11 protein-coding genes and 1 pseudogene are annotated in these 14,465 nt (G+C 41.2%); all 12 read right to left on the minus strand.

Annotated features, from left to right (window positions below; all coding sequences use genetic code 11):
* Positions 1-29 precede the first annotated feature (29 nt).
* The 12 genes and pseudogenes from SRRS_RS16895 to SRRS_RS16950 all read right to left on the minus strand — a co-directional run bounded on the left by SRRS_RS16895 (position 30) and on the right by SRRS_RS16950 (position 14,465).
* The gene (locus tag SRRS_RS16895; protein ID WP_371362158.1) at positions 30-1,328 is read right to left on the minus strand and encodes an IS30 family transposase; all 1,299 of its coding nucleotides are present in this window, start codon (positions 1,326-1,328) and stop codon (positions 30-32) included.
* Positions 1,329-1,352: 24 nt separating this feature from the next.
* A complete protein-coding gene (locus SRRS_RS16900; RefSeq protein WP_371362160.1) occupies positions 1,353-1,811 on the minus strand; it encodes a hypothetical protein in 459 nt (152 codons plus the stop codon).
* Positions 1,812-1,969: 158 nt separating this feature from the next.
* Positions 1,970-3,514 (minus strand): annotated as a pseudogene (locus tag SRRS_RS16905) (IS1182 family transposase).
* Positions 3,515-3,749: 235 nt separating this feature from the next.
* The gene (gene secA2, locus SRRS_RS16910; RefSeq protein ID WP_371362162.1) at positions 3,750-6,122 is read right to left on the minus strand and encodes an accessory Sec system translocase SecA2; all 2,373 of its coding nucleotides are present in this window, start codon (positions 6,120-6,122) and stop codon (positions 3,750-3,752) included.
* Positions 6,058-6,507 (minus strand): hypothetical protein, encoded by a 450-nt coding sequence (locus SRRS_RS16915; protein WP_371362163.1) that lies wholly within the window; start codon positions 6,505-6,507, stop codon positions 6,058-6,060. The genes secA2 and SRRS_RS16915 overlap by 65 nt, the downstream gene beginning before the upstream one ends.
* 324 nt (positions 6,508-6,831) lie before the next feature.
* Complete coding sequence (locus SRRS_RS16920; protein ID WP_371362165.1) at positions 6,832-7,269, minus strand: DUF350 domain-containing protein; 438 nt, start codon at positions 7,267-7,269, stop codon at positions 6,832-6,834.
* 16 nt (positions 7,270-7,285) lie between these two features.
* Complete coding sequence (locus tag SRRS_RS16925; protein ID WP_371362166.1) at positions 7,286-8,515, minus strand: glutathionylspermidine synthase family protein; 1,230 nt, start codon at positions 8,513-8,515, stop codon at positions 7,286-7,288.
* Between the two features lie 3 nt (positions 8,516-8,518).
* The gene (locus SRRS_RS16930; RefSeq protein WP_371362168.1) at positions 8,519-8,827 is read right to left on the minus strand and encodes a hypothetical protein; all 309 of its coding nucleotides are present in this window, start codon (positions 8,825-8,827) and stop codon (positions 8,519-8,521) included.
* Complete coding sequence (locus SRRS_RS16935; RefSeq protein ID WP_371362169.1) at positions 8,828-9,277, minus strand: hypothetical protein; 450 nt, start codon at positions 9,275-9,277, stop codon at positions 8,828-8,830. It lies immediately after the preceding gene.
* A gap of 395 nt (positions 9,278-9,672) precedes the next feature.
* Positions 9,673-11,571 carry a diguanylate cyclase gene (locus tag SRRS_RS16940; protein WP_371362170.1) on the minus strand — a complete coding sequence of 633 codons (1,899 nt, stop codon included), beginning with the start codon at positions 11,569-11,571 and terminating at the stop codon, positions 9,673-9,675.
* 584 nt (positions 11,572-12,155) lie between these two features.
* Positions 12,156-12,521 carry an iron hydrogenase small subunit gene (locus tag SRRS_RS16945; protein ID WP_371362172.1) on the minus strand — a complete coding sequence of 122 codons (366 nt, stop codon included), beginning with the start codon at positions 12,519-12,521 and terminating at the stop codon, positions 12,156-12,158.
* Between the two features lie 201 nt (positions 12,522-12,722).
* Entirely contained in the window at positions 12,723-14,465 is a 1,743-nt protein-coding gene (locus tag SRRS_RS16950; protein ID WP_371362173.1) for an NADH-dependent [FeFe] hydrogenase, group A6, read from the minus strand.

Raw genomic sequence — 14,465 nt, forward strand, 5'->3', positions numbered from 1 at the left:
ATGGGTGCTGGCGGCACATTTTTATCGTCTTATCTCTTGAGAAGGATAGGTTTTAGCAAGATGTCCTTGGCGGCAACTGGTGAGCATCCAAGTTTCTGCAAAACCTCTTCTCCGTGATAAAAGCTGAACGCTTCGTAGGGACTACGATCGTTCAGCTTTTTCCGTTTATAGGAATTGATGTGATCCATCATCCGGATGATTTCTTCCTGCTTCAGATGATTGAAGCTGCTCCCTTTGGGAAGTACTCTTCGTATCAGTCCATGATTGACCTCTATCGCTCCTTTCTGGTAAGGGCATCCGGCATCGCAATAATAAATTCGTGTGCGGAATTTGTTGTAACTTTCGGATCCGTATTCGATAGCCTTAGGGTTGGAAAACTCACTGCCGTTGTCGGTTAGAATGACTGGGAACAGCTTTCTAAATGGTTCCCGGCCCAGTTTTTGGTCAAGATCATTGTATACATCAATCACCGATTGCGATGTATTCGCTTCTCTCAAAAATGCAAGCATCAGACTTGTCTCTACAAAATGGATCGTCAACAAGCACTTTCCTCCCTGCGTACCTAGGACTGTATCCATTTGAACAATGGCTGTATCTGGATATTTCTTCATGAACTCCTCAAACGCTTCATAGTTCCTCCCGATTCTGCATCCCTTGTCTACTTTGAAGGCCGGTTTTTTATAGCGTTCACGAAACTTCACTTTCCTGGGCAAATCAATATTGCGTACATCTAAAAGGCATGCGTCAATGTAGTTGTAGATGGTCTTTTCGCTGCACATCAGCTCATCGTCATGCGACACATAAATCTGATGGATGGACTGCCCCTGCTGCACCAAAGGGCTGATGATCACGTTGAGCCTTGCAATTTCTTCTTCGCTGACACATAGACCACTGCGCGATTCCGATATTTTTTCATGGGCTTTGACATGGGCATGCTCCGCATCATAGAAGCTTTTCTTCAAACTGCATTTTTCAATTTGCTCGCAGCCATTGCACACATACGGCACTCTCCATCTTGCTGTGCAGATTTCCTCGATGAACTCCGGACAGTTGTCATTACATCTCTGACAGAGCTTGCAATAAGCTGCTGATGGTCTCATGCATGCCTTGCCGCAAATCCCTTTTCTCCGACAGTTGAAACGGCTCTTGCAAGCATTGTAAGGATATCCCGGATAACCTGTTGCAACTTCAGATAGATACTTTCGCACCTCTCTAGAAATCGTGGTTGGGTTCTTTTTTAGTCTGCGGCCAATTTCTTTAAATGACCGACTTTCTTTTAGATATTTTTGAAGACTTAGTCTTTCTTCATATGTAAAAAACTTCGACATAGTTACTCCCATTCCGCCGCCAACCTATTCAGGATATATGGCGATGAAATGGCGTGTAAACAAAAAGACTGGCTCTCCGCCAATCTTTTGTAAGACAAGACGCAACCGTCTTACTTCTTTGAATTTTACTGTTAAAAGAACTTTATTTAGAGATCGTAAGGGTTGCATTTCGATTTTCAATTTAGGCTGAAATTCCAGTCGCGAGAACATTTGAGCAATATGCCATTGTACTTCTTGTTGTCCAATTTGCGATATCTCGTCAATTATTTGTTGTTTGAATGGCTGAAGATACTCGGGATGCAAACGTGATACTTTTTCAATTGCATCAGCTGATCTCATCCTAATGAGTGCATCATCACTTAACATGCCATTAAAAACTTCTGTAAAAAGATTTTTGTCATTTAAAATATCTGTAACTACTTCTTCCGCTTTACCGATTGACCGCAAGTCTCCGCCCTTCAACTTATCATAAATTTTTGACATAACTTCCTCCTGAATATAGCCCCAGAAAGGTTTCAAACAATCCTTCCAATTCGCAATACCATTTCCTGCTCAGCTAACAAATTCTTCAAATACATTTAACATCCTCTTTTAGAGGAAGCGACGGGACGGTTCGAAACCACTGATATATCCATGTTTTTTTAGCTTATCTGCATAAATAGCGGAGTCAATCTGCAATATGCTATAAAATTGGCCATCTGTTTCCCAAACACATGGCCACAAAAGGATAGTAGTGCTGCTATCCTTTTAAGATTTACGGCTAAAGCCGTTAGCTTGGCTTGCATCGACATGCTTTTTAGACCGGACCCTCGGGCACGATCTAATCCGTGAAAACGCTTCATTTCTCCGTTTTTCCCACTCATGACTGGCGCGTTTTTTGTACTTGAGTTTAAACTGATTAGTCTTAGCAAATTGACTATGTTCATAATATTGAGCATTATGTTCACCGACGCCTAGTATTTTTTTCTTAACGTTTTTGCCAGCACATTCGAGTAGTTTGGGGCACTGAATACATTGTGATTTATCAAAATGATATTTATAAATATTACTTCTATTTTTGTATTTTTGATACACTTTTTTATAGGTGTTATTACCCATTTCACAAAACCATTGATCACTGTCTTTATTGTAAGTAAATCTGCTTTCGTCTATTTTGTAGACACAAGAATTTACTGGAATGATAACTTCCACTGAGTCGGTTTGTAAGGTATCTAAGATTGGTTTTCGAAAATAAGCTCCCCATATACCTCTTGTATGGTCAATCCGCATGCTTTACTTCGCTGATAGAGTTCATCAAATTTGCTACCATCTACATAGGCACCGTTATCAACTGTCACTGCGGTAATAATCCTCGTTTCTGGGATCATTGCAAATTCTACTTTATATCCGTAAAAACTGTCTGTTTGAGATTTGTACCCCACACGGGCATCTTTATCTACAAGTGACCGGATTCCTTTTTGTGCGATAAATTTAGGATCTTGTAATATTTCCTTTGCTTCGTCAACAGCTTTTTGGCTGCTAGGCAGAATGGAGAGATCTACATGGTTTTCAGCTTTACTGATTATGGTTTCTAAATATGTCTTCATAATTTGCTTCGCTTCGTTGTGGTCCTCTATGAGCTTGTAGTTAGGAACTTCGCCAATTAGCTCAGATGGGATTTCTCCGTTTTCTTCCTCAATAGCCTTTATGATTCTTCTGGCTAGATGCTTCATGATTCTTTCTGGCACTTTTTTTATTGTATTTGCATTGGCATGAGTGGCGTCAATGCTCAGACCGGTCCCATTAATAATACCTTTTTCTATACACTGGCGGACTACTTCCTGAATAATATCATCGACACTTGTTTCTTTTAATCTATGTCTCCTAAACTTGGTAAGTAGACTGGCTTCTGGCAAATCATCTTCGGGATTTAGTCCCAAAAACCACATATAAGCTAAGTTTAGTCTAGCTTCTTCAATGACTTTGACATCGGATAAGTTATATAGATATTGCAAGATAAGTAACTTTGCTAGCATTTCCGGCTCTTTAGCAGGCCGCCCCAGGTGCTTACAATATGAATCCTTCAGTAAATCGTTAATGAAACTAAAATCAACATTGGCTGCGATAGTCTTCAGAATATGGTCGTTGGGAATTTTGTCATATAGCACGCTATATATACTTAATTGTTGAGGCACATGTCTAAGCAAAGCAAATCCCTCCATTCCGGCAAACATCTACAGTTATATTTTACCATAATGGAGGGAAAATTGTTTATTTATTGACTTTTTCAGTGGTTTCAGAACGTCGCCTAGCTTCTCCACCCTACAAGATAATTCAGAAACAAAAAAGCGACACGGCAAAATCACCATGTCGCTCTCACTTTAGCATTGACTTTTCATATCAGCCAATATTTTGCCCATCTAAGATTCTCTTTAATATTCTTTACCAAAAATACTTTTCCCACAACGCATGTAGCGAAAACCCAGGCCTGCAATGCCTAGCTATGGCGGCTTTGATCAAGCTGGGCAGTCGGCTAAACTGATACGGACTGTCATTAATAAGGTAGGTCCAGGTAGCTGAAGGACCCTTGAGGCCGGCTTTCAGCGTATCGATCCCGTCTTTTCCGATCGCAACGGTCTCGAAAGTCCTAACTATTTCAGAGTCAATATTGTCCATCATCTCATCAAATGCTTCTATGGCAATTCTGTGAAACTCGGTGAGAGGGTCTTTCTTGCCTACTGCAACCAAATGTATCCCTTCCCGTTCATAGCTGATATACTCCAAATAATCAGCCCAACATTTGTTTATCTGATAAAGGGTAATTTGCTTTTTAAACTTTTTTAAAACGTCCTCCCCGATTTGATCTCGAAGCGTACAGTACCGATCAGCGGCTTTTGCCGATAAAAGATCTAACGGTCCCTTATCCAGTAGTATGTCCTGACGTTTGGTATGAATAATACGGCGCTGCTGCTCGATAAGAAAAGAGTATTTCCATAGTTGCCTTCTCATGTCGGAATTGTATCCCTCGACAATCCTCTGGCCTCTTTCCACCGCGCGCAATACAGCAGGATCGTTGATCGGCGCTTCCTGTTTTGTTGGAAATTTTCTGACGGGAATCAACTTCGCAATATCATATCTTTTTATCAGATCATCTTCCAGGCTAATAAAAAATCTGCTTTCGCCCGGATCACCCTGCCGACCGGCCCGGCCGCTAAGTTGGTTATCTATCCTGCGGCTTTCATGCTGGCTAGTACCGATAACATATAGTCCCCCCAACGCGACTACCCGTTCTCGTTCCTGTTCGAATTCACCACCCAACTTTATGTCGATGCCCCTACCAGCCATATTGGTAGACACCGTCACTGCCCCGAGCTCTCCCGCCTTTGCAATTATTTTTGCTTCCATTTCATCATTTTTGGCGTTTAAAACCCGGCACAGAATACCCGTTTTCTTTAGTTCCGTCGTGAGCAACTCCGACTCTTCCACACTTCCTGTACCAATAAGTATGGGCTGCCCCGTTGCATGAACTCTTTTGATTTCCTCGATCAGGGCTGTCTGCTTAGCACTCTTATCCGTAAAGATTATGCTCGGGTGATCTTTACGAATACAAGGTTTATTCGTAGGGACTACCAGAACGTCCATCCCATAGCACTCTCTTAACTCGACTGCGGCCGTACTGGCTGTTCCGGTCATTCCGGAAATCCGCGGGTACAGGCTTAAAAAGTACTGCAGCGCAATAGAGCCCATAATAGTTCCTCTGGATGTAGCTATCAAGCCCTCTTTGGCTTCAACCGCTGCGTGAAGGTTTTCCGGCCAGCGGCGGTTGGCGGCAATACGGCCGGTAAACTCATCGATAAGCTCAACCTTGTTGTCTTTTACGATATAGTCTTTATCCCTTTCAATCAGCACTTCGGCATACAATGCGCAATTCAACCTGGCCAGTAGCCTTAGGTTCTTGGAAGCATAAAGATTGCCGCATCCCAGCATTTTTTCAATCCGCAGCAGACCTGAGTCGGTAAAGTATACATTACTTCTGTACTGATCAGTATCATAGTCGGTACCCTGCTTAAGGCCACGGACTATTCTGGCTAAGTAAAGAGGAGTCTCCTCGTTGTCGCCCACATTCCCTGCAATTACAAGCGGGACTCTCGCTTCATCAATAAGGATTGAGTCGGCTTCATCAACAATGGCGTAATTGAATGTCCGGTGGACAAGCTTCTCTTTTTCCGTGCACAAAAAATCCCGCAAGTAATCAAATCCCGTCTCCTTTGCCGTTACATATGTTATATCGGAGGAATAGGCCTGCTGTCTTGCGGTTCTACTCATGCCTTCATTGACGTACCCGGTCGTAAGGCCCAAAAATTCAAATATCGGCCCCATCCACTTCGCATCTCTTCGGGCAAGATAATCGTTGAAAGTGAGTACATGAACGCCTTTGCCTGCCAACGCATTTAAGTATGCCGGCATTACGGCGGCTAGTGTTTTACCCTCACCAGTTTGCATTTCCACTATCTTACCCTTGTGTAGGGCAATGCCTGCAATAACCTGAGTATCGAACGGGTATATGCCTAACACCCGCTTGGCTGCTTCCCGAACAAGCGCAAAAGACTCCACAAGAAGGGAGTCTGATAAAGCCCCTGCGCGAACCCGACTTTTAAGTTCCGCAGATATTTCCTGCAGTCTGTCATCACTTAGAGATTTGAACTTGACGGTGTTGATTTCTTGTAACACTTTTTGATAGAAATCAAGATTATACTCCACCGGGGCTTGGATATCCCGGATCGCACGAACAAATTTCGTTATTTTTTTCAACATAAAAATTATGTTCCCCCTCTTCGTTATGAGCATTACGTACGATTAAATGCTCCGAAAAGCTGGGGGAATATTTTGATTCCCAAGGATTAATAAGAATCAAAAAAACAATGACCATCATTAACAGGGGAAAAGATAGTATTGCCTCAGATACCATATAATGACCCGACAGCGAAAACAGATTTTCAATTAGAAATCGCAGGCTTCCATTGACAATTTGCTCAGTATAAACCCAAAGTACCGTGATACCAAAGAACAAGCCCAGAAGTTTCTGTAAATCGGCAAACATCATAGAGCCTGATCTGAACAGACAGGCGCCAAATAAATATCCTGTAAATACTAAAGGAATGGTTATATAAAATGTCATAAAAAGAAGGACAATCAACATTGTGTATCTCCACCAGTAAGCTATTATACCCAGTTAGTATTTTCTCCGGTTTTCTACTTTTTACCTTTTAAAGTTTAAGCGAATCTATACATTGCAGTGTCACAACCTATTTTTGCGTTTTAAGCGCGGAACTTACATTCCTTATAAAACATACTTCCCTAAAAACAGCGAAAACCCTTGCCAAATTAATACAAATTTGGCAGGGGTTTTCGTTGTTACCAATAATACGTTTCTCTGTGTCATATATAATGGCGAAATATAAAACATGTACAAGGCAAGCTCGCCCCCTAGCTTTTCCGAAAAGGAATGTCCCCTACGTCACCCCTAGTAGCTTAGCAGTGCTGCCAACAACAGTCCGCTAGCAACACTGATCGTTGCCGAAAACAAACCAACCGAAATATTCCCTTTAGGAATTTCCTCAATTACTTTCAATGGCACTATACAGCGCAACAAACAAAATACCAATACCTCAACAACAATACCGATAACGCCCCACAGGAAAAGATCGCTAATATTTACGGCATGCCAAATAGCTGAGGCAATTACCATAGTTAATCCGAGAACTTTTCCGCAAATATCCAGGGCTGCCGCAATCGCAGCATCAACGCGGCCGACACTTTCTACCTCTCCACCTGACCGAATTAGGGCAAAATCATCATAAGGTGTCGTATGTGTAAAAACATAAATACCCAAAATCATCAACGGGATAGCTGTACTTAGATACATTAAAAAGTTAATTATATTAGGCAATTGTACACTCATAAACGTCTTAACCCCCTTATTCCATTCCCACAGGCAAAAAATATGACATGTCATTAGTAATACGCCCGCCAACCCGGGCCATAATCGCAGAAGCTTTCCCATTTATTATAAAAGAACCCCATAACAGTCGGCCTGAATAAAGTCCGCCTGCTACCGGCACAGTAATAAGTTCCAAATCTACCATCTGCTGATATACTACCATTTGCTTCGAGAACCAACCTTCCTGTTCTTCTTCCAGCAACTCTCCGTCAGCATGATATAGCTGCACATTACCCCCTTCGCGCCCTAAAATAGGTTTTGCCACATAATCCGCCTGCCCCAAAAAAACATTTTCATAATATGTCGGCAGCATATATGCCGCAATAATTTCCTGTTCCTCCGAAGTAAAAAAATCATCTATAACATGTAAATTCCATATTAAAGCCTGTAACGATTTGGTTTGCGATATTATGGCTGCCGCTGGGTTAATCAACCCCAGTTTCCGTCTTTCCACAAGCCGAAGCACATACTCGCCCGTGGGAAACCCGTCAGTATCGACATCTTCACCAAGCATGCCTAGCGGATGCAAGCGGTAGAGTAAATCAATAGGCCGGAAATCTCCGTCGCATAACGCACATAACTTGTCCTGATATACATGCAAATCCTTTAGAGGCACAAAATCGGCGTTAAGCCCAGACTGCTGCAACAAATAGCGTGTTGTTCCGGCGTCTTCACTATGCCAGTCCAGGGCGGAAAAAACTACACGTGCCGTAGGATAGCCTAATACCTGATAACGTTCAGTAATTTCGGCAAAAGCCCTCTTTATCCCAATATTCATACCGCGATTCGGATCTTCCTTACCATAGTACGCACATACTTGGCCATTCACATAGAAAGCTTCAACAATACCGCCAGGCGTATCGCTATTAAACTCCAGCATCTTCCACCCTCGTTTTGTTCTAGCGAAATCAAACCGTCCAATAAGGGTCGGCGCACCAAGCACGTGAATACGCGAAGCATTAATTACCACTTCAGGTATGCCTAGCTCCCGAAAAATTGGCATATCCATCCTTTGTATAGCAGTTGCCGTTTTGGCAAATATCCCTCCTAACTGCTCAGTAGCATAGGCTAATTCCGTTTTATCGCCTTGTGATATCGAATGAATTGCCGCTAAAGCATATTCACTGCCGTACATCAAATCCCAAGTAAAAATCCCTTCATCCCTGAGCGGGGTATAAATTGCTTCCCGTACTTTTTGGTAAGTCATACGCTACTCCCCGCCACCTACGGCACTGCTGCCAATCCCGCCTTTAGCCGCACCACCTGATGAAATTCCTTCGCCGCCCGGACCTTTTGCATTGCTCCCAGCACTATAAGAATGATATCCGCTTCCTCCGCCGCCAGAGCTATGGGCATTTTGCCCATCTTGTTTATCTTCTTGCTCCTTCAGCCAGACATATCCGGACACTGCTACCGTTCCCGCTAAAAAAAGACCTACCACTTTGCCGGTTTTGCTCTTTATAAAGGAAGATGATTGCTGTTTATTTCTAGTAACATATATCGGTTTGTTTTTGCTCATTTAATCATTCACCTCAACAGGCTTGGCATAAATTACATATACCATCCGATCCTCATCTAGCTCGGCTGATGTTTTTTGCCATTCCCGCCCACTCCATATAAAGTAATCACATTGTAAATATAATAAAGCTTCCTTATTTTGCTTAACTACATAAGTAAACAGCAAAGGATATACTTCAGCTTCTGTTCTAAAGTGCCTAATCTCAATCCGAATGTCTTTCCTGTGTTGTTCTGCGGTATTGTCATTCTCCACTTCTTGGCTCTTTTTTACATAAACAACATAAGTTAACGGCTCCATGGCACATGACTGCCGCTCATATACTACAGCATCTTTGACAAAATAATCACAAGCAAACCGAGCCGCAATTTCCGTCTCATCTATATTCTGATAGTAATAGAGCACTGGATACTGACCACGATCATCAAGCAACCGATATTCTAATCTAGTCAATTGAGAGCCCCCAAGGGAAGCGACGGGACGGTTCACGGTTCCTGCGCTTCCATGAATTTTAACAAGATCTAGGTTATTGAAAATGTATGGCTTTAAGCGGAAACAAAAGAACCGTCCCGCATCCTATGAACAACCTAACAGACTTGTCACTATAAATAATATTGCAAATGTCAAAATCAGCAGTTTTTTCATATGCCTCTCCTCTTATAGAAATGAGTAGTAGATAAGAACCCCTATATTACATTCTCTTTATATCCATATCTTCCCTTTGCATTTTCTCAAAGCAAATAGCAGCCGGTTAGGCGAATTTAATCACCTTAACCGGCTGCTTACTTGTTATTATTTATATTTTCAATATCTGTGTGGGATGATGAAATTTTGTTACTACTCAGCCATTAAATCTCCAAGCAATTACGCCCTTTCCCTTTAGCCACATAAAGCTTTTTATCTGCAGCCTTTATTATTTCTTCCGGACTATTAAAGGTATTGTTATACTCTGTAATTCCTGCACTAACAGTTATAACTTCATAAGGACTTTCTTCATGAGGTATATTGAGATTTTGTATAGCTTTTATAATTCCTTCTCCTACTTCTTTTGCCATATTAATCTCTAAATTATTAAAAATTACTATAAACTCTTCTCCTCCATATCTAAAAACACGATCCTCTTTTCTTATATTATCTTTAAAAGTATTGGCAACCTTTTTAATAATCTCATCGCCATCAGCATGTCCATATCTATCATTGTAGCTTTTAAAGAAATCAATATCTATCATCATAACCGAAAAAGTTCCTAATTTCATTTTAGCCTCTAAAAAAACGCCATTAATACTTTTATCAAAGGCTCTTCTATTATGAATACCTGTAAGACCATCCAGCAAGCTTAACTTCATTAGGTCATTATTTGCCTTTTCTAGTGCTTTTGTTCGCTCTTCCACAATACCTTCAAGATTTTCTTTAAAATTCTTTATACTTATGGACATGTCATAAAAGCTTCTCGATAGTACCCCAATTTCGTTTTTTAGTTCCACAGGAAGCTCAATTTCCCCTTCAGCCACCTTATCGTATTCTCCTCGGCCAACGGCTTCAGCAGCCTGTCGCAACTTCATCAAATGCCTTTCACCTTGGTATTTCATAACATAATAAACTATGAAAAGAATGGTAAAAAGAATAACCATACCCTCAATAAAAACGTTTATAGCAGCTAAATGAGCAACATTTCTAATATTTCCCATAGGCAAAACTCTTATTAAATACCATTTTGGCTCTTTCATCTCACCCACTGCAAGATAGCTGTCATAAGCTTTGCTTTCAATAATTTTTACTTTATTGTAATCTTGTCCTACATTTTTCTGAATTAATCCATAGGCTTCTTTTACTAAAGGAATATTTATTTTGTCTATGGATAGTTCTCCTATCCATTTTTTTTCTTCCTCAGGATTATTAGGATGGGCTATCAAATATCCATCTTTTCTCATAATAAAATTATAGGTACCATCATCCCTCTTTTCGGCTAATCGTTCTACTAAGTCAGATAAATATATATCATGCCCTGGAGTTATAAGATGCTTGTCTCCAAAATCTACAGGTTTCATATAGGTTATTGTCCACTTTTGCGCTGTTTCATCATAATAAAGCCCAGACCAAACAGATTTTCTATCTGGATTATCTTTCTTATTTACAGACTTTATAACCCCTAGTTCATTCATAGGAAGATCGGCTTTTGCCTTTAAACCCCAAGGTTCTCCTGGATAGAAAAGAATACCTGCATTTTCTGGAAAGGCAACACTAACATTAGGGAAACGATTTGTCCATGCGGGACCTAACTTAGACAGTACTTTAATAGAAAGTACAAGTCTTCTTTGGAAATCGGCATCATCTACCTTTTGATTATTGCCTATAAAACTAGACATTCCATAAATATAATTGCCATCTTTAGTATAAACACCATCAAAATATTCTCTCTTCATTCTTGTAGCACCTTGGCTGTCAACAAAATAGTAGGACCAAAATTCATCTTCTGTCACTTTTATATCAGAACTATAAAGCTTCATAAATTCCTTTTGAAAAATCTTTAAATTGTCTTCAGCTAGCTTAAAAATCTCACTATTGACTCTAACTTTTTCTGAAACATAAGAACTTAGTTCTTCTAATCTTTTATTCTTCTCACTTTCATAGACACTTATATAAGAAATAAAAGCTATAATTGAAACAATGCCTATAGAGATATAAAAAATTTTAAAAAGTACTTCATTTATTAAAGAACTTTTTTTATTCTTAAAATTTAGCTTCATTCGACATTAGCATCCTCAAATCTTTCAGTATTTACACTACATTATAAAATACAAATAGCTTTTATGCATTATTTTATAGTATTTATTAGAATAACTTAGAAATAAATATAAAATGGGCTGCTACAGGAAGCACCTCATTTGCTATTCAAGGAGTGCCCCTCTTACCGAATGATATAGATATTCAGCACAGATAAAGAAGGTGCTTATCAGATAGAATGAGGGGCAGTCACATAGAGCACCGAAAGGGCTGAAGGTTCTCTAGCACCCTTTCCAAATTTGCAGGGCAATCGGGGCCGCTATCATCTTCCCGCTTAGGAACGCAAAAAAAAGGAAGCTCTCAATCCTTGATTTTCAAGGCTTGAGAGCATTTTTCACCATAAGAAAGCGGAGGGACGTTCATTTTGCTTCGTTGAAGTATTTTTAAAGAGAAGCAAGAAGAACGTCCCCTAGCACACAGACAGAGGGACGGTGGAATCGTCCTGTTAAATTAGTTACCACATTCCCTCGATATATCTTACGTATATTTTAGGGGGATTTTTCCGAATTGCAAGATACAAATCTTTTTCTTCCACCCAACCAATTACCTATGACTTTGATCGATAATGAGTGTGGAGAAGTTCATGAGACTTATGGCCAAGCGGTTTACCCAGGAACTCATCGTATAATACCTTAACAGCCGGGTTTTTATGTGACTGTCTGATTGGTAAATCGCGGTCAGCTTGATAAAGACCAGCCATACGCGCTTCTTTAGTAGCCTTAGTTGTTCCCCAAGGCTGACCGCCGCCACCGATACAACCGCCGGGACAGCACATAATCTCAACAAATTGATAATCACATTCGCCGGCCTTGATTTTATCAAGAATTACGCGAGCATTTTTCAAGCCATTCGCAATAGCCACCTTGACTTTTTTACCTTCTAAGTCAACTTCGGCTTCTTTTACGCCAGTCAAACCGCGAACTCCTTCAAAATCAACATTGGTAAGGTCTTTGCCTGTAACAACTTCGTATACAGTACGGCACACAGACAGAGGGACGGTGGAATCGTCCTGTTAAATTAGTTACCACATTCCCTCGATATATCTTACGTATATTTTAGGGGGATTTTTCCGAATTGCAAGATACAAATCTTTTTCTTCCACCCAACCAATTACCTATGACTTTGATCGATAATGAGTGTGGAGAAGTTCATGAGACTTATGGCCAAGCGGTTTACCCAGGAACTCATCGTATAATACCTTAACAGCCGGGTTTTTATGTGACTGTCTGATTGGTAAATCGCGGTCAGCTTGATAAAGACCAGCCATACGCGCTTCTTTAGTAGCCTTAGTTGTTCCCCAAGGCTGACCGCCGCCACCGATACAACCGCCGGGACAGCACATAATCTCAACAAATTGATAATCACATTCGCCGGCCTTGATTTTATCAAGAATTACGCGAGCATTTTTCAAGCCATTCGCAATAGCCACCTTGACTTTTTTACCTTCTAAGTCAACTTCGGCTTCTTTTACGCCAGTCAAACCGCGAACTCCTTCAAAATCAACATTGGTAAGGTCTTTGCCTGTAACAACTTCGTATACAGTACGAAGCGCTGCTTCCATAACACCGCCGGAAGTGCCGAAGATAACGGCTGCACCAGTTGATAAGCCCATCGGATCATCAAATTTTTCATCAGCAAGTGTATTGAAGTCAAAACCAGCCTGTTTAATCATCCGGGCTAATTCCCGCGTAGTAAGAACAACATCAACATCCCGATAGCCACTGCCGCTCATTTCCGGACGAGCACTTTCGTACTTTTTAGCAGTACATGGCATGATGGATACTGAAAAAATCTTACTGGGGTCGATGCCTGCTTTTTGCGGGTAGTAGGATTTTACCAATGCACCAAACATTTGTTGTGGCGATTTACAGCTAGATACATTTGGCAATAACTCAGGATAGAAAGTCTCAACAAAGTTAATCCAGCCTGGGCTGCAGGAGGTAATCAGAGGCAGTGCACCGCCATGTCCCATGCGCTCCAACAATTCATGCCCTTCTTCCATGATGGTCACGTCAGCAGAGAAGTCGGTATCAAACACCTTATCAAAGCCTAACCGTCGTAAAGCGGCTACCATTTTACCGGTTGCAACGCTGCCAGGAGCCATTCCGAATTCTTCGCCAAGCGCTACCCGTACAGCCGGAGCTACCTGAACGACAACATGCTTATCAGTAGCAGCGATAGCCTGCCAAACTTTTTCAGTTTCATCTTTTTCATATAAAGCGCCTACCGGACAAACCGAGATACATTGTCCGCAGTATACACAAGTGGTATCTTGAAGCGGCCGGTCAAACGCAGTAGTAACTTCATATTCTCCCGAACGGTGAGCCGTGTTAATTGCACCTACGGTTTGTACTTCTTGGCACATTTCCACACAGCGTCCGCATTTTACACATTTAGCCATATCACGGACAATAACGCCATTAGAATCTTCAACTGGAATTTGTTTCGGCTCATTTTTGAAAATCGGGTTACTAAGACCAAAGTCATTAGCTAACTTTTGCAGTTCACAGTTGGTATTACGTACACATTTCAAACAATCCTGCGGATGCTCCGCCAAAATAAGCTCAAGAATATCTTTTCTGGCTTGGCGGATTGCCGGGCTGTTGGAAATAAACTCAGCACCGTCCCAAACTTCATTACTGCAAGCCGTCTTAAATTTTCTCTGCCCCTTCAGTTCTACTATACAAATACGGCAGGTAGCCCGTACTTTAAGGTCTGGATGATGACACAGCACAGGAATTTCGATGCCAGCCATTTTGGCAGCGTCCAGAATCATTGTAGTTTCAGGACACGATACAGGAATGCCGTCAATTGTAATATTTACTATTTTGTTAGGATCTGACGCATGATGACCCAT

The organism is Sporomusa rhizae, assembly GCF_041428845.1.
GTDB classification, from domain to species: domain Bacteria; phylum Bacillota; class Negativicutes; order Sporomusales; family Sporomusaceae; genus Sporomusa; species Sporomusa rhizae.

Excerpts from the sequence above, each read along its gene's own strand:
- SRRS_RS16940 (WP_371362170.1), bottom strand. The coding sequence starts at position 11,571 with ATGAAGCTAAATTTTAAGAATAAAAAAAGTTCTTTAATAAATGAAGTA.
- SRRS_RS16900 (WP_371362160.1), bottom strand. The coding sequence starts at position 1,811 with ATGTCAAAAATTTATGATAAGTTGAAGGGCGGAGACTTGCGGTCAATC.
- SRRS_RS16950 (WP_371362173.1), bottom strand. The coding sequence starts at position 14,465 with ATGGGTCATCATGCGTCAGATCCTAACAAAATAGTAAATATTACAATT.
- SRRS_RS16895 (WP_371362158.1), bottom strand. The coding sequence starts at position 1,328 with ATGTCGAAGTTTTTTACATATGAAGAAAGACTAAGTCTTCAAAAATAT.
- SRRS_RS16920 (WP_371362165.1), bottom strand. The coding sequence starts at position 7,269 with ATGAGTGTACAATTGCCTAATATAATTAACTTTTTAATGTATCTAAGT.
- SRRS_RS16930 (WP_371362168.1), bottom strand. The coding sequence starts at position 8,827 with ATGAGCAAAAACAAACCGATATATGTTACTAGAAATAAACAGCAATCA.
- SRRS_RS16925 (WP_371362166.1), bottom strand. The coding sequence starts at position 8,515 with ATGACTTACCAAAAAGTACGGGAAGCAATTTATACCCCGCTCAGGGAT.
- SRRS_RS16915 (WP_371362163.1), bottom strand. The coding sequence starts at position 6,507 with ATGTTGATTGTCCTTCTTTTTATGACATTTTATATAACCATTCCTTTA.
- secA2 (WP_371362162.1), bottom strand. The coding sequence starts at position 6,122 with ATGTTGAAAAAAATAACGAAATTTGTTCGTGCGATCCGGGATATCCAA.